This is a genomic window from Mucilaginibacter sp. cycad4, assembly GCF_034263275.1.
In the GTDB taxonomy this organism is placed as follows: Bacteria; Bacteroidota; Bacteroidia; order Sphingobacteriales; family Sphingobacteriaceae; genus Mucilaginibacter.
The window spans coordinates 1,114,869-1,131,324 of record NZ_CP139559.1; the positions used below are offsets into that span (position 1 = coordinate 1,114,869).

The 16,456-nt window shown below is 43.5% G+C and carries 14 protein-coding genes; 6 read left to right on the forward strand and 8 right to left on the reverse strand.

Features of this window, described 5'->3' with window-relative positions:
• Window positions 1-39 precede the first annotated feature (39 nt).
• The 3 genes from mutS (at window position 40) to SNE26_RS04775 (ending at window position 3,636) form a co-directional block, all read left to right on the forward strand.
• Window positions 40-2,649 (forward strand): DNA mismatch repair protein MutS, encoded by a 2,610-nt coding sequence (mutS, locus tag SNE26_RS04765; RefSeq protein WP_321558222.1) that lies wholly within the window; start codon window positions 40-42, stop codon window positions 2,647-2,649.
• 174 nt (window positions 2,650-2,823) lie between these two features.
• Window positions 2,824-3,390 (forward strand): C40 family peptidase, encoded by a 567-nt coding sequence (locus tag SNE26_RS04770; RefSeq protein WP_321558223.1) that lies wholly within the window; start codon window positions 2,824-2,826, stop codon window positions 3,388-3,390.
• 117 nt (window positions 3,391-3,507) lie between these two features.
• Complete coding sequence (locus SNE26_RS04775; RefSeq protein WP_321558224.1) at window positions 3,508-3,636, forward strand: hypothetical protein; 129 nt, start codon at window positions 3,508-3,510, stop codon at window positions 3,634-3,636.
• On the opposite strand, the gene SNE26_RS04780 is transcribed toward SNE26_RS04775, so the two are convergent.
• Together SNE26_RS04780 and SNE26_RS04785 are read right to left on the reverse strand one after the other, a co-directional pair.
• Complete coding sequence (locus SNE26_RS04780) at window positions 3,623-5,533, reverse strand: DUF3857 domain-containing protein (protein ID WP_321558225.1); 1,911 nt, start codon at window positions 5,531-5,533, stop codon at window positions 3,623-3,625. The two genes, SNE26_RS04775 and SNE26_RS04780, sit on opposite strands and share 14 nt — an antisense overlap.
• A complete protein-coding gene (locus tag SNE26_RS04785) occupies window positions 5,533-7,506 on the reverse strand; it encodes a DUF3857 domain-containing protein (RefSeq protein WP_321558226.1) in 1,974 nt (657 codons plus the stop codon). Before SNE26_RS04785 ends, SNE26_RS04780 begins: the two co-directional genes overlap by 1 nt.
• A gap of 125 nt (window positions 7,507-7,631) precedes the next feature.
• Here SNE26_RS04785 and SNE26_RS04790 point away from each other — a divergent pair, with 125 nt between their 5' ends.
• Complete coding sequence (locus tag SNE26_RS04790) at window positions 7,632-8,657, forward strand: exonuclease domain-containing protein (RefSeq protein ID WP_321558227.1); 1,026 nt, start codon at window positions 7,632-7,634, stop codon at window positions 8,655-8,657.
• A 169-nt stretch (window positions 8,658-8,826) separates the two neighbouring features.
• Here SNE26_RS04790 and queG read toward each other — a convergent pair whose 3' ends face one another.
• Window positions 8,827-9,759, reverse strand: coding sequence for a tRNA epoxyqueuosine(34) reductase QueG (gene queG, locus SNE26_RS04795; protein ID WP_321558228.1), 933 nt, complete (start codon window positions 9,757-9,759; stop codon window positions 8,827-8,829).
• A gap of 176 nt (window positions 9,760-9,935) precedes the next feature.
• Between queG and SNE26_RS04800 the strand changes: the two genes are divergently transcribed.
• Window positions 9,936-10,304, forward strand: coding sequence for an STAS/SEC14 domain-containing protein (locus SNE26_RS04800; protein ID WP_321558229.1), 369 nt, complete (start codon window positions 9,936-9,938; stop codon window positions 10,302-10,304).
• Window positions 10,305-10,313: 9 nt separating this feature from the next.
• Window positions 10,314-10,502: a hypothetical protein gene (locus SNE26_RS04805; RefSeq protein ID WP_321558230.1), complete on the forward strand. Its 189-nt coding sequence runs from the start codon at window positions 10,314-10,316 to the stop codon at window positions 10,500-10,502.
• Between the two features lie 138 nt (window positions 10,503-10,640).
• On the opposite strand, the gene SNE26_RS04810 is transcribed toward SNE26_RS04805, so the two are convergent.
• The 5 genes from SNE26_RS04810 to SNE26_RS04830 all read right to left on the reverse strand — a co-directional run bounded on the left by SNE26_RS04810 (window position 10,641) and on the right by SNE26_RS04830 (window position 16,451).
• Window positions 10,641-11,534: a polysaccharide deacetylase family protein gene (locus SNE26_RS04810; RefSeq protein WP_321558231.1), complete on the reverse strand. Its 894-nt coding sequence runs from the start codon at window positions 11,532-11,534 to the stop codon at window positions 10,641-10,643.
• A 198-nt stretch (window positions 11,535-11,732) separates the two neighbouring features.
• Complete coding sequence (locus SNE26_RS04815; RefSeq protein WP_321558232.1) at window positions 11,733-12,935, reverse strand: Gfo/Idh/MocA family oxidoreductase; 1,203 nt, start codon at window positions 12,933-12,935, stop codon at window positions 11,733-11,735.
• Window positions 12,936-12,961: 26 nt separating this feature from the next.
• Complete coding sequence (ruvB, locus tag SNE26_RS04820) at window positions 12,962-13,984, reverse strand: Holliday junction branch migration DNA helicase RuvB (RefSeq protein WP_321558233.1); 1,023 nt, start codon at window positions 13,982-13,984, stop codon at window positions 12,962-12,964.
• Between the two features lie 154 nt (window positions 13,985-14,138).
• Window positions 14,139-14,870 (reverse strand): polyprenol monophosphomannose synthase, encoded by a 732-nt coding sequence (locus SNE26_RS04825; RefSeq protein WP_321558234.1) that lies wholly within the window; start codon window positions 14,868-14,870, stop codon window positions 14,139-14,141.
• Between the two features lie 102 nt (window positions 14,871-14,972).
• Entirely contained in the window at window positions 14,973-16,451 is a 1,479-nt protein-coding gene (locus tag SNE26_RS04830) for a POT family MFS transporter (protein WP_321558235.1), read from the reverse strand.
• Window positions 16,452-16,456: the final 5 nt, after the last annotated feature.

A 16,456-nucleotide genomic window follows, 5' to 3' on the forward strand; every position in this document is an offset into this window, starting at 1 on the left:
ATGCATTAACTTTACCCGATTAACAGAAGGAGTAACCGCTTGGCTAAAGATACTACCAAAGAAACCCCCTTAATGCAGCAATATAATGCTATCAAAGTAAAGTACCCTGGTGCTTTACTGCTGTTTAGGGTGGGCGATTTTTATGAAACATTTGGCGAAGACGCCGTTAAGGCTGCCGGTATTTTAGGCATCGTACTTACCCGCCGGGCAAACGGCGCAGCCACCCATATTGAGCTTGCCGGTTTTCCGCACCATTCGCTGGATACTTACCTGCCTAAACTGGTGCGTGCGGGACAGCGTGTGGCCATCTGCGATCAACTGGAAGACCCTAAAACTACCAAAACCATTGTTAAACGCGGTGTAACCGAACTGGTTACTCCCGGTGTGGCCACTAATGATAACATCCTGCATCAAAAGAGCAACAACTACCTTGCTTCGCTGCATTTTGAAAAAAATACGATAGGCATTGCCCTGATCGATATCTCAACCGGCGAGTTCATGACCGCCCAGGGCAACAGCGATTATATTGATAAGTTGCTGCAAAGTTTTTCGCCCAGCGAGGTGATCTATCCTAAAAGCCGTACACGCGATTTTAAAGATACTTATGGCGACCGCTTTTACACCTATGCCCTTGATGAATGGCCTTACAGCGGCGATTACGCCAATGAAACGCTGCTCAAGCATTTCGGTGTTAAATCGCTCAAAGGTTTCGGCATCGATAAACTTAATTTAGGCATAATTGCAGCAGGCGTCGCCATTCATTATCTTAATGAAACAGAACACCGTAACCTGGGGCATATTTCGGCCATCAGCAGGATCGAGGAGGATAGGTACCTTTGGCTCGACAGGTTTAGTATCCGTAACCTGGAGCTGGTTGGCTCGGCTAATGAAAACGCCTTGACTTTGGTTGATGTGCTTGATCATACCTGCTCGCCCATGGGTGCACGTTTGCTGCGCCGCTGGATAGTGATGCCGCTAAAGCAGATCAAAGCCATTAATGACAGGCTCGGCGTGGTTGAATATCTGATAGCCAAGGAGGAGCTGCGCGAAGAATTACTGCAATACCTGCGCCAGATAGGCGATTTGGAAAGGCTGATCTCCAAGATTGGCCTGCAAAAAGCCAACCCGCGCGAGGTTTGCCAATTAAAGAAGGCTTTAACAGCCATAGCACAGATCAAACGCATAGCCGAAGGTTCGGAAAGTATGCCTTTGCGGGCGATAGGCGAACAGCTTAATCCCTGCGCATTTATTTGCGAAAAGATAGAACGCGAATTGAACCCCGAGCCGCCGGTAATGCTGGCAAAAGGCTCAGTAATGAACGAGGGCATTAATGAGGAGCTCGACAGGCTGCGTAAGATTGCCTTCGGCGGTAAAGGTTACCTGCTCGAGATCCAGAAACGTGAGGCCGAATTAACAGGCATCCCCTCACTTAAAGTATCGTTTAATAACGTGTTTGGTTACTACCTGGAGGTTACCCACGCCCACAGGGATAAAGTACCCACCGAATGGATCCGCAAGCAAACGCTGGTAAATGCGGAGCGCTATATTACCCCCGAGCTTAAGGAGTACGAAGAACAGATTTTAGGCGCCGAAGAAAAGATCTTCGCACTTGAAACACAATTATATAATGACCTGCTGTATTCGCTTGCTGAGTATATTAAACCTATCCAGCTTAATGCCCAGCTGATAGCCCGTTTGGATGTGCTGCTCAACTTTGCAACCATCTCCATTAAAAACTACTACGTTAAGCCCGAGATAAACGAAAGCAAGGTGCTTGATATTAAAGGCGGCCGCCACCCGGTTATTGAGAAGAACCTGCCGATAGGCGAGGAGTATATTACCAACAGCGTATATCTTGATTCGGAAACCCAGCAGATCATCATCATTACCGGCCCCAACATGGCGGGCAAGTCGGCTTTGTTAAGACAAACCGGTTTGATAGTACTGATGGCCCAGATGGGCTGCTTTGTGCCGGCTAAAGCCGCATCGATAGGTTTGGTTGATAAGATCTTTACCAGGGTAGGGGCTTCGGATAACCTTTCATCCGGCGAATCGACCTTTATGGTGGAGATGAACGAAACAGCAAGCATTCTCAATAACCTGAGCGACAGAAGCCTCATCCTGCTGGATGAGATCGGCCGGGGTACATCAACCTACGATGGTATTTCCATTGCCTGGTCCATTGCCGAGTACCTGCATAACCACCCTGCTGCAAGGGCTAAAACCCTGTTTGCTACACATTATCATGAGCTTAATGAATTGAGCAACTCATTTAACCGGGTTAAAAACTTTAATGTATCGGTAAAAGAGGTTGGGCAGCAGATTATATTTTTACGTAAGCTGGTGCCGGGGGGCAGCGAACACAGCTTCGGGATCCACGTAGCTAAACTGGCCGGGATGCCCTCAAAAGTGTTGACCCGCGCCAACGAGATCCTAAAGAAACTGGAAAACGAACGTACAGGCGGCGAACATATTAAAGAAAGTATCCGTAAGGTGCAGAAACAAGCTGTACAAATGCAGATGTTTTCGATAGATGACCCTGTACTGGTAAAGATCCGAGACACGCTGAATAACCTTGATGTAAATACGCTTACTCCAGTTGAGGCCCTTATGAAGCTGGATGAGATCCAAAGGGTGGTGAAAAGTTAATTGGTAAGTCCGAAAGTCGGGAAGTCTGTAAAGTCCGAAAGTCAAAAGCTTTAAAAAGTCATAGATTTTTTTACTTCCGGACTTTCGGACATCGGACTTCCCGACTTCTTCACCATGTTAATATGTTAAAAACATCTGTATCTTCTCAATAAACTTTAAAGCTAATTTTACTTCATGAGCCTATATCTGCGCCGTAGTTTTTATTTGTTTATATTTTTCCTTTCCCCTTTCATATTAAGCTCATGTCATTCGCGCAAGGCCGCTATGCGCGGCCAGCCGGGTGAAGTGGTTAACCCTTCGCCTGATATCGCTTCAAAATACTCCGAAATTATGGGGGTAGACAGGGGGGAGATCCAAAACGGCCGTCTTTATGCTTTCATCGATCAATGGATGGGAACGCCCTATAGATTTGGCGGACTTGATAAAGATGGTATTGACTGCTCCGGCCTGGCATTTCTGCTGGAACAGCAGGTTTATGGCATCACCATCCCACGCATGACCAGCAAGCAGATCTCCGTCATCAAACGAAAATATGAGGATGAGCTAAAGGAAGGCGACCTGGTATTTTTCGATTTCGATGGCAAGCAGTTTAGCCATGTTGGGGTTTATCTTCAAAACGGCTATGTAGTACATGCCAGCTCACGCCGTGGGGTTATCATCGTTAAACTGCGTGATCCATCTTTATATAAATACTTTTCGAGAGCCGGCTCTATTGAAAACGTGCCCACCAGCATGAATTAAATAACACGAATTCTAGAAGAATTTTTGCGAATTACAAGAATATCTGGTTAAATCGCATTCGTGTAATTCGTGAAAATTAGAGCTGATTTGTGCTGTAATTTTCAATAATTTTGCATCATGGCCGGCAAAAAACAAGATTATTCATTCTGGACTAAATACAAGCAGTTCGCAGGCACCGAGATTATGCTTTATGTGATCATGGTGCTTGGCATTATCCTCGGCATTGTGATATTTAGTTACCTTTAATCAGGGTAATGTTATCGTTATCCACATCGGCTATTGACTGATAAAAGTCAACCAATTCCTGGTAAGTATCCTTGCTGTAAGTGCCATCAATAAGCTGCAGCTTGCGGCTATAGATCAGCTTATCGCCATTTACTGTTGTGCTTGATTCAAATTTTCCAAAAGATTTTTCGATACTTACTTTTTTGGGCCGCATGTCAACTTTATAGCCTGCAGGCAAGGTATAAGTTATTTCATCCTCATCGGTATATCCGCGATTAATATAAACATCATTATGTCGATTGCGTACTTCACGCAGCGGCGAACTTATCCGATTAGCCGGGTTGGCCATGAAAACTATCTTTCCATCGGATATTGAACCATAGTCTGTGGCCGCAATTTTTAAAGTTTCGGAGGTATAAGGATGTTCAATCTTAAATTGTTTCAGGTCCGCACTTTCAATTTCGAGGTTGTTGATGGGATAGATTTTTTTCAGGTCTTTGATCTGTTCTGTTTTCGACTCGTAGATCACGTGGTCACGGTCTTCATAATCGGTGCCTTTAAAATTGGTTACCATTGTACCTGAAAGTCCGCCATTGGCGCTTAATGTAAACGTGGCTTTACGTTGTTCAAGATTGGCCTGGGTTGTGTATTTGGGCGTGTGCATCAGTTTACCACCCTGGGGTGTACAGGCCAAAACCGTACGGTCGTCGGTAAAATCGCCCAAAAAGCCAAAAGGTATGTTCTGGCTGGTACATTCTACAAAGGTTGTATCATTTTTAAAGGGCAGGCACAGGATAACATGGTTACCCTGGTCTAAGCTTGCAAAATCGGGCAGCAAGTTTACTTTTGAGCTACCGGCATGCACAACGCAATAGTAAGATTCAATATCGACAGCTTTTAATAAGGCCTGTGTATAATTAACCAATGCTTTGCAATCCCCATAATTTTGCGCATCGACATCTGAGGCAAGGAAAGGCTGTAAACCGCCAATTCCTACCTGTATGCTGATATAGTGCGTTTTGCCCTGCATATACTCATATATTTTGCGGGCTTTGACTTTAGGATCAGTTATGGATGCTGTAAGCTCCTTCATTTTTGCCACGGTTTCCGGCGGTAATTGCTGACGGCTGGCGTTAAGCTTATCGTATTGCCACTGGCCAAGCTGTTTCCAGTTGGTAAAGGAGCCGCTGATGCCGCGGTACATGAATTTTTCCGGTACTATTTTGAGGCTTGGCATTATAGCCCTGTAAACGGGGCTATATGGCTCATATTTTAAAGCTTTAAGATTGCTGATCTGCCAGCTATATGTTTGCTGTCCCTGCTTGTTGGTGCCGGTAATTACGTTAACAGGCAAGTTGGTTTGCTTGTATTTAATCTTGAAATCGGGTTTACAGATCAGCGTATAAGAACTTTTTTCAACTGCGATGCCTTCCGAGCTGATAGGGTACCAGTTGTCAAGATCAAGCGACTGTTTTGACCGGATATCATATTCATAACTTATGGTGTATGGATATTCAGCTACCCTGGGCTGGTAATGTTTGATCTTCAGGTCGGTAAAAAGCGAAAAACCATCGTGATTACTGTCATCATCGAAATCGCTTTCCGAAAACTTGCCCGTAGGCTTGCCCCACTGGTTGTAGATTATACCTTTTATATCCTTGATAATGCGGCTTTTATCATGCCATATTGCTATTTCAACATCATCGTCGCCGTTTTTATTAAAAACAGTTATGGCTTTTTTTACATGGCAAAGGGTGTTGTCAAGATCTTTAACCTCAACGATAACCTCCTCGTCGCGTACAATCGAACTGGCGTAGGGTAATAATTCTTTGGGAATTAGTGAAACGTCATAGTTAACCTGCGCTTTTACGCAGGTTATTGCCGAAAATATAAACAGTGTAGTTAAAAATGCTTTCATTATTTTTTCTTGAAGATCATATCTCCCTTTTCGGTAAGGATGATCTTATTAAATAACTCCTTAAGATAAGGATACTCGGCCGAATCATAAACCGATTTGTTGAATTGGGTAATGTTTGAAAAAGTGAAGGTGTTATTATCCTGGCTTTCAAATGTGGTAGCAAACATGCCGCCCTTGTTTGGCAACGAAAAGGCCACTGTCTGTGGCGGAGTTTCAACCATGTATTGCACGGGTAGATGCATTACCAAAACCAACCTCTTGTCTGAAGCAAAAGCCCAGTCGACAGGGTAATCACGTTCGGCCAGTTTGAATGGATTGGTAGTACGTTTTTCCCAAAAGTAAGGGTTAAATGCAAGTTTATCGTGGTTGGTATTGTCAAAAGCTTCTATCTCTACCTCAAAAGTTTCCCTTAGCGGGTTTTCAAGGCTATCGAGATTTACAATATCTGATTTAAGTACTTTTAATTTCGGTTGCTTCTCATCAAAATCTTCAACATATTCATCAACAGTATTGAACTTTTTAATGGCTTTACGTTTTTCGTAGGCATCGTAACCTTTGTAGTAATTGGTTATAGTGCCTTTTAATTTACCATTATCGAGTAGCGTAAGATCAAACATCCGTGTAGTGGCCGCTTTTTGCTGCGTGCTTAATTCTATCCAGTACGATGGTTTATTAAGGCTGATCACCCTGCCTTTATCATTGATGCATTTAAGAGGTAGTAAACCAAATGAAAGCAATGGGTCGGTTGCGTCAAGCAGGTAGGTTTTATCGCCAATAGTTAAACGGGCTATTACATAATTAAAGTCGTTAAGTACAGGATAAAGGGTGTTCACCATGCCATGGTCACGGGTTGAAAGTACTACTGCTTCGGCATTAAGACCGGCTGCGCTAAGCGCTGTAATAAGTGTAAGGTTGATATCGGCAATGCTGCCGGCATGGGTATCCAGCGCTTTTTTAACACCGTCGGTGCTGTAAATGCCAATGTAGTCATTCCATTTTATCTGGCTTTTTATCCAGGTATACAGGGCTTCTGCTTTATCAAGATCATCTGTTTTACCCGCAATGACCGGGGCTATCCGCTCTTTGAGCAGGCTGGTGCGTTTTAGCTGTACGCCAAATTCATCAGCTATTTTTAGCTGGTGGTCAACATCGCTCCATTCTTTGGTTACAACGGTTTTAACTCCGGTATAAGGATTGGTAACCTCAACCAGCTCAAAGTAAATGGCTGATAAAAAGTTTTTACGGGCGGTCATATAATCCTCATCAACAAATGCCGGAATATCCTTCATGTTGTAAGTGATATGCGAGCAATCGGCTTTTGAACCTCCCGATGAGAAGCATTCACGCTCAACTTCCGAATTGCTTTTAGTTAATTTCAACGCTCCGCGCAATGAGGCATTAAATGTCCAGAACCCGGGGATATGCACTTCATATTGTGAGTTTACCTTAGGGATATCATCCTGGAATGTCCACCCTCTGAAATGGTCCCAATAAGGCGAAATGAGTTCATATTTAAATTCAATAACACAACCCGGCCGCAATGCAGGCAGGGCAAACTTTACTGTGCTGCCATATTTATAGTCTTTAACGGTAAATACTTTTTTAGGATCCAGCTCGGCCTTTTGGATAATACCGTTATCATCTTTATAATAGGTGAAACCGGTAACATTGTTAACCTCCTCATAGGAATTATCACCATTATGTATCGGGATTTCAATGGTGCCGTGGGTAAGCCCTTCTTTGGTAAATATTTTAATTTTGGCATGATACGTATGGATGAGCCTGATGTGGTCCATGTATTCATCTATGCGGGTATTGCCAAACTCGTTTAAAAAAACAGCATTAGCTTGCGGTTCTTTATCATATTTGGCCATTTCAATCTCCGGGTCGGTGATCCCGGTCTCAAAATCCTGGGCTATGGCTAAATGTGATAAGCCGATAAAAATCAAAAGAATAAGAATAAATCTGTTCATACAAATTGTGATAATTAGGGATAATCAAATTAAATAATAAATTGATATATTAAATAAATTAAAAAATTTATTCTGCTGATTAATTTTAGGACATTTGCGACCTTTGCATCTCTGAACTCTGACAAATGAAATTAAAATTAAAACGCCCGCTGGCCTTCTTTGATCTTGAAACAACTGGTACCAATATCGGTGCCGACCGTATAGTTGAAATATCTGTTATCAAGCTTAACCCTGATGGCAGCGAGGAAGTGAAAACATGGCGTGTTCACCCGGGCATTCCTATTCCCCTCGAGTCATCACTGGTGCACGGCATTTATGACGAACATATACTGAACGAGAAGCAATTTAAAGAACTTGGCCAGGATATTGCCGATTTTATTGCCGATAGTGATTTGGCCGGATATAACTCAAATAAGTTTGACATCCCAATGCTCATGGAAGAGTTTTTACGCGCCGGGGTGTCATTTAGTTTAGATGCGCGTCATTTTGTTGATGTGCAAAATATATTCCACCAAATGGAACAGCGTACTTTAAAGGCTGCTTACCAGTTTTACTGTAATAAAGTAATTGAAAATGCACATTCGGCCGAGGCTGATACCCGCGCCACCATGGAAGTTTTACTGGCGCAGATTGAGCGTTATGAAAACGTGGAGTGGGAAGATAAAAAAGGTAACAAGATAGTTCCTGTTGTTGGTGATGTTGAAGCGTTGCATGTGTTTACCAATTTGAGCAAGCCGGTTGATTTTGCAGGCCGTATGGTTTACAATGACCAGGGTGAGGAGCTGATAAACTTTGGCAAGCATAAAGGTAAACGTGTGGAGGATGTATTGAACGCCGAGCCAAGCTATTATTCATGGATGATGCAGGGCGATTTTCCGCTGTATACCAAACGTAAGCTTGAAGAGATCTACACCCGCTGGAACGCCAAAAAAACAGCCGAACGCCAGGCCAATAAAGCAGCCCAGCCAAAGCCGGCGGATCAACAGCCCCCTGCTCCTAAACCTGAGTATCAAAAAAAGGAATATACGAAGCCCGATCATACTAAAAATCAACAGTATCAAAACAAACCTTTTAAAAAGAAAGATGAACCGGCCCAGCCGGTTAATGATGATATGCTGGCCCAGTTAGCTTTGAAGTTTAAAAAGGGTTGATTAAGTCTGTCTGAACCTTGATTTTTAGGATTAAAGGATTTTCAGGATTTTTTATTGAAACCCTTGCAGTTATTATGCAGGGGTTTTTTGTTAATAATATTCTGAAACCCAGGCTTCATGGATTCGTTCCACTTTAACCTTTTTAACCTTTTTAACCTTTTTAACCTTTTTAACCTTTCAAAAAATCAATATTCCGTTTCAACCCGCTGAATTTGGTGCGCTTAACAGCCGAGTTTTTAAATACTTTTTGGAAAACATCCTGCGTAATATCCTGCCAGTCGGCGGTTTTCAGGTGCAGCAGATCGGGGTGGGGAGTAAAGGCCGATTCGGTATTAAGCACCGAAAAGCGGTTCCATGGACAAACGTCCTGGCAAACGTCGCAGCCAAACATCCAGTTATCCATTTTGCCTTTAAATCCCTGCGGGATTTCGTTTTTAAGCTCGATAGTTAAATAGGAGATGCAGCGGCTGCCATCAACCACGTAAGGGCCTACGATAGCATCGGTAGGGCAGGCATCGATACAGTTGGTGCAGGTGCCGCAATGATCGGCCGTGGGGGCTATATCATATTCCAATTCAAGGTCGATGATCAGTTCGGCCAGGAAAAAGAACGAGCCGGCTTTTTTATTAAGCAGGTTACTGTTTTTGCCAATCCAGCCCATGCCTGCTTTACGTGCCCATGCTTTATCCAGCACCGGGGCCGAATCAACAAAGGCACGGCCACCTACTTCGCCTATTGTGTCATTGATGATTTGCAGCAATTGTTTGAGCTTATCTTTAATTACTGTGTGATAATCAATGCCATAAGCATATTTGGATATTTTGGGGGCCAAGGGATCGTCCTGGTGCCGATCGGTATAATAATTAATGCCCAACGATATAACCGATTTAGCGCCATCAACCAGTAAGCGCGGATCAAGACGCTTATCGAAATGATTTTCCATGTACGCCATTTCACCATGCATGTTTTTATTGAGCCAGGATTCAAGGCGGGGGGCTTCGTCTTCCAAAAAATCTGCCTTGGCTATACCACAAAACAAAAAGCCAAGCTTTTGCGCCTCGTTTTTAATGAGTTGACTGTATGTGGCTTTGTTTTGCTGCATTTGTGCAAAGATAGTATAAATTGAAATCGCTATGTGCCCGGCACGTTCTTCAATATGTTTTATCAGGCATGATATACTTGTATCAGTACATTATTCGTTATTATTATTTACCCTGTGTTGCTATAAATTGACTATTGGTGCAGTTTTTGTATCTGATTAAAAAATAAATTTATAGCATGCTTGAGCATATAAGATACTTGCCGGCGCATGTATTAGGAATGCATGCGGCTGGCCACGTTACTATTGGAGATTATGAAAAGGCTTTACGGCCATTGCTTGAGCAACAGGTGAAACAAACCGGGCGGATAAACTTTTTATTAATACTGGAAACTAAAATTAAAAATTTTACTGCAGGTGCCTGGTGCGGTAACATCAGGCTGGGCCTTAAATATTTTACCCGGTGGAACAAAGTGGCCGTAGTGACCGACCAGGATGGGGTACGTGAGTTTAGCCACCTGTTTAAATATATTTTACCGGGCAAATTTGCTGGCTACAAGCTGGAGGAATTGGACGAAGCCGTAAAATGGGTAACGGGAATTAAATAAATAACCATTATGGAAACAATAGATAAAGCAGCAGCTATGAATAATGATGATTCAGACCTGCACAATGATGAGTTGGGTGAAAATACCGGCGACGATACCATAATAGCCGAAATAGTTCATTTAAAGGCCGATGAAAAGGACATCAGCAAAATGCCGTCATCAAACAAAGGCCAGGGCCCGGCAGGAGAGGATTTGTAGCCCCCCCGGCCCCTTAAAGGGGAGTTCTTGCTTGGCATATTGCCTATCTTGATATTGCGATAACAAAAAATGCCTTACTAAAGAGTAAGGCATTTTTTGTTTAATATTCTCCGAACCTCCCCTTTAGGGGGCGGGGGGCTAAAAACTATTCCTGATACTGTTGCTTAAAGTTTTGGCACTCCAGTAACCGCTATCTAAAATACGGCGTACGGTCATCAGCGGATCCGTTTGATCGCGTTTATCAGCTAACTGGAAAGCCATTTTGAACCCGCGTTTTCTTAGCTCGGGCAAGGCAGCTTTGTTCCAGATGCCAAACGGATAAGCAAAGTAATCCATTTTTTTACCGGTGATCTCTTCCAGTGTCTTTGTTGGTTTTTCAATTTGGGTAACCCAGTCGTCAACCGGGCGATTGGTTATTTTGCCATTTTTACCGATGATCTTGAGGGTAGACGTATGTGAGTAACGGTCAACACGGTGGTGGTCCCAGGTGTGACTGGCGATAACGTTACCTTCGGCAGATAGTTGTTTTACCTGCTCTTTGGTCATGTAATGCGGGCGGCCTAATGATACCGTCATTACAAAATAAACCGCTTTAAAACCGTACTTTTTAAGGGTAGGGTTGGCAATGGTGAACTGGTCAAGATCGGTGTCATCAAACGTAAGCATGATCGGCTTTTTAGGCAGTGGTGCACCTTTGGTAAGGTATGCATAAAGCTGATCGGGCAGTATGGTGTGATAACCGCTATCGGCCAGCATTTTAATGTGTTCTTTAAAAGCAGCAACCTGTACTATATAATCCTTCGCATTTTTTGAATCGGTAGGTTTCCAGTCGCGGATCTGGTGATAGCAAAGGATAGGTACCTGTTTGCGGGCTAAAATGGCGGCAGCATCGCCCTGCGGAGCTGCGGCATTAGCGGCTGCCGGTGTAGTTACAGCAGGTGCTGTAGAAGTTGATTTATCTGATGGCTTTGACTGGCATGAAACAGCGCCGAAAGCACAAAGGGCCAGCATGGCTAACGTTTGTTTTATCATATTATAGGTTGGTTTTTCATTCATTTTTAAACGGTCGCTAAATTAGTAATTATATAACACCCTATCTTTTATTGTAAATAAATTTAATTATCAATTTAAGATAGGAAAATATCAGGGTTGCTAAAATAAAAAGCCCCGCAACATATTTCCTGATGGAAAAATTATTGCAGGGATGTAATTTATGGTGTTAATTTCAGATTACAGCACTATGCGTCTGCCTTCTTTTATCGAACGTTTAGCAGCATCCAGGATCTGCATCACTATCATATTGTATTTTAATGAGGAGCGGTCATCCGGGTGTTTGAGCGGGTTTTGCAATGCAGCGGTAAAATAGGCTACCGGCGCATCGGCAGGTGATACCAGGGGCGCTGCTTTATAACCCCTTACGTGGTTGTTAACTTTTATTTCAACGCTATCCTTGTCAAAGGCATGGATATAACCTTTAGCACCGAAAATCTCCATATCCTTAATACTGAAAGGCCAGTTCCAGGAAGCTTCAATTTGCCCGGTGGCGTTGGCGTATTCAACCAGTACTGTGGCGTCATCTTCAACCTTTGGATATACGTTGGGTTTATAATGCCTTGCAATGGCGGTTACTGCTATTGGGCGCTGGCCTTTCATCAGCCAGGTCATCAGGTCGGCGCCATAGCAGCCAAAATCATTCAGGGCGCCTGCACCGTTTAATACAGGATCTGTTAGCCAGCTCAGAAAGTCTTCGCTGCAGCCAATCTCACGCGGGCCCTGGTGACCGTCATGTACTACCATTTTGCGGATCATGCCTACGCTATCCAGCTTAACGGTATTGTAAGCATCCTGGAACGAAGGGTACCAGGTAGTTTCATAATTGGTTAACACTTTAACGTAATATTTAAGTGCCAGAAACTCCATGCGTTTAGCCTGTTCAAGGGTGGCGGCTAATGGCTTTTCAACCATAACAGAGATACCTAAGGGAGCGCAGGTTTCTACAATATCCACGTGTTTGCCAACTGCGTTATAGCCTAATACAATAGCAGGCTTGCGGGTAGTGCACATTTTCTTCAGGTCGTCAAAAAACAGGGAATCGGGCAGGTTATATGCTTTGCCAAATTTTTCCCAAAGTTTTTTATCTGGTTCGGCAATGCCTACGATATTTACATTGCCTTTGCGGTATTCACTTAATATCAGGTGGATATGGTCATGGTTTAAGCCCATAATACCCACTTTTAGTGTAGGGGCGGGTTTGTGTACTACGGGTACGGTGTCTTTTTTTGCCTTGTTAACTGAATCTGCAGGCAACGTAATTGAAGTAGCTGGGGCAGGTGCGGTAACCGGTGGCGGCGGTGTTGTTTGTGCCGATGTAATGGTTATGCTGCTTAAAAAGAGCGTAGTTGTAGTGAGCAGTAGTTTTAATTTGGTTTTCATGATTGGTGGCGATGTGTACGTTTATATCAAAATAACGATGGATTTCCTCCCAGCTTTATCTTTCCTAAATGTTTGTAGGCAGCTTCAGTAGCTTCACGTCCGCGGGCCGTACGCATTAAAAAGCCTTCCTGTATTAAAAACGGTTCGTAAACCTCTTCAATTGTGCCCTCGTCTTCTCCAACGGCCGTTGCAACAGTTTTTAAACCTACAGGGCCGCCTTTAAACTTATCAATAATGGTAGTCAGGATCTTGTTGTCCATTTCATCCAGGCCGTGACTATCTACATTTAAGGCATTAAGTGCATACTGGGCAATCTCTGTATCAATTTTGCCATTGCCCTTGATCTGGGCAAAATCGCGCGTGCGGCGAAGTAATGCATTGGCAATACGCGGGGTACCGCGGCTGCGGCGGGCAATTTCGTAAGCGCCTTCATCGGTAATGGGGGTTTTTAATATCGATGCCGAACGCAGTACTATGGTGGTAAGCAGTTTGGCATCATAATATTCCAGGCGCGAGTTGATGCCAAACCTGGCCCTTAAAGGCGCGGTAAGCAAGCCCGAACGGGTGGTAGCACCAACCAGTGTGAAGGGATTAAGCGAAATTTGTACCGAACGGGCATTGGGGCCGCTCTCCAACATAATATCTATCTTGAAATCCTCCATCGCCGAGTACAGGTATTCTTCAACCAGCGGACTTAAACGGTGAATTTCATCTATAAAAAGGATATCCCCGGTTTCAAGATTGGTAAGCAAACCCGCCAGATCGCCGGGCTTATCTAAAACAGGGCCCGAGGTGATTTTTATACCTACGCCCATTTCATTGGCAATAATGTGCGATAGGGTGGTTTTACCCAAACCCGGAGGGCCATGCAGCAGCACATGGTCAAGCGCTTCACCGCGCTGGCGGGCAGCTTGTACAAAGATCCTTAAATTGGCTAATATTTTATGCTGACCGGTAAAGTCCTCAAACTGCTGCGGGCGTAATACTTTTTCAATATCACGTTCGGCGGGACTGAGGCGTTCGCGTTCAGGATCGAGATGCTCATTCATTGCCAACGAAATTAGTATTTATTTTTGATTTCGAATTTCGGATGTTCGATTTCGGATGTTTATTTTAAAATCTTTACAAAAAAAAATGATCCCGAATTCATTCCGACTAATCAAAAATAAATCCGAAATCAAAATTCCCAAATCCGAAATCAAATCATCCTTCCGGATATTTCCTGAAGATACTGTTGATCTTCATCTGGATTACGCCTAAAAATGCTTCGCGGAAAATGCGGGTAGACATTTTGGAGGTACCGGCTGTACGGTCGGTAAATATGATGGGGATTTCAACCAGCTTAAAACCATGTTTAAGAGTGGTGTACTTCATCTCAATCTGGAAGGCGTAGCCAACAAACTTGATCTTATCCAGCCTTACTGTTTCTAATACCCTACGTTTATAGCACATAAAGCCGGCCGTGGCATCCTGCACCTTCATCCCGGTTATAAAACGCACATAAACTGAGGCAAAATAACTCATCAGCACCCTGCTCATAGGCCAGTTTACCACATTTACGCCGGTGACGTAACGTGAGCCTACGGCGGCGTCGGCGCCATCAATACAGGCTTGCCGCAATTTCAACAGATCATCCGGATTATGCGAAAAATCGGCATCCATCTCAAAAATATAGTCGTAATGGCGGGCTATACACCATTTAAAACCATGTATATAGGCGGTGCCTAATCCCTGTTTACCGGCACGCTCTTCTATAAAAAGGCTGCCCTCATATTCGGCCTGCAAACTTTTTACTATCTGCGGTGTACCATCGGGCGAACCGTCGTCAATGATCAGGATATGAAAATCATGAGGCAAGGAGAATACTTTGCGGATCATCCGCTCGATATTTTCCTTCTCGTTATAGGTGGGTATGATTACGATGCTGTCTGGCACTGAACAGTATTAAATGTTTAAGGTGCGAAAATAATCAATTTACAGAGCATCAAAACAAAAAAACAGGAAAGCTTGTGCAATCCTGTTTTTTGAGGTATTATTTTAAAGGTTATTGGTGTCGGCAATAACCTGGTTTTCCACGTAAGGGTCTGTAATGTAGTTTCTTTCTTTAAGGCGTGGCGAAACAATCAGGAATATGATGATGAACACAGCAATAAAAGCCACAAAAAACCACTCGTAATTAGCGCCCTTAAGATTTTCAGCCCACCAGCCGCCGTCTTCAATAAGCCCATTAACAAGGGCGGTGATCAGGTTTCCAAACGAAACAACCAGGAACCAGATTCCTGACATGGTACTTTTCATTGATTTTGGAGAATGGGTATAAGCATATTCCAAACCGGTTATGGATACCAATACTTCGGCAGCCGATAATATTAAAAAGGCCAATACTTGCCACCACATTGATGGTGAGCCCCCATGATCAATGCTAACATGTGTAAAACCGATAACTACAAAGGATAAAGCTGTCAGGATCAAGCCGGCGCCAAGCCTGCGTAAAGGTGTTGTTTTCAGTCCGATCTTATCTAAACCGGGATAAATTACATAGTTAAAAAGTGGTATGAATAGTAAAAGGAAAATGGTATTAAATGTAGACATTGAACCCGGTTCAATCTTGAACGACGTAAAACCGAGGTTGATGTTTCGATCCATTTTTTCAGCATAAAGCGTCCATTCTGAAAGGCACTGGTCCCAAACAGCCCAAAACGCCAGCGCAAAAAAGAATACAGAAATTACACGGTATACCGCTTTAACTCCTTCAACGCGTTCCGGATCATATTCTTCTTTAGCAATATCAAGTAATGATTGGCCGGGTTTCTTTTTACTTAGGTGGGTAAGTGCATACCAGGTAATAAACACCAGGTTATTTCGGTTTACGCCTTGCGGAGGCACCTTCACATACTTTTTGCGGCCCATAAAAAATATCACAGTTGCCAAACCCATTAATATTCCGGGAACACCAAAAGCCCATTTAGGGCCGTAATATTTGTAAATAACAGGGATAGCAATTGTCGATAACATAGAGCCTGCGTTGATGCTAAAGTAAAACCAGCCGTAAACTTTTGAGAGCAAATCCTGATTGCTGGCATCAAACTGGTCGCCTACGTTGGCCGAAACACATGATTTGATACCGCCGGCACCGATAGCGACAACAAGCATACCTATCTCAAAACCACTAAGGCTTGTATCAAACATTGCCAGCAACAGATGGCCAAAGCAATATACCACGGAAATATAAAGGATGAGTTTATATTTACCGGTAAACCAGTCGGCCACCATGCCGCCTACAAATGGCAAAGCGTAGGCCACCATAACAAATAAATGGTTTAGTTTATTGGCGTGGGCATCAGCCTGTTGAGCTAACGCGTGATCACCTGTAGGGTTGAAGAATTGTTTTACCAAAAAAAGGGTAAGTATGGAACGCATGCCATAAAAGCTAAAACGTTCAGCGGCTTCATTGCCAATAATGTAAGGGACGCTCTTGGGGAATCGTGATTTTAGTGGAGCAGTTTTTTCTTGCATCAGTT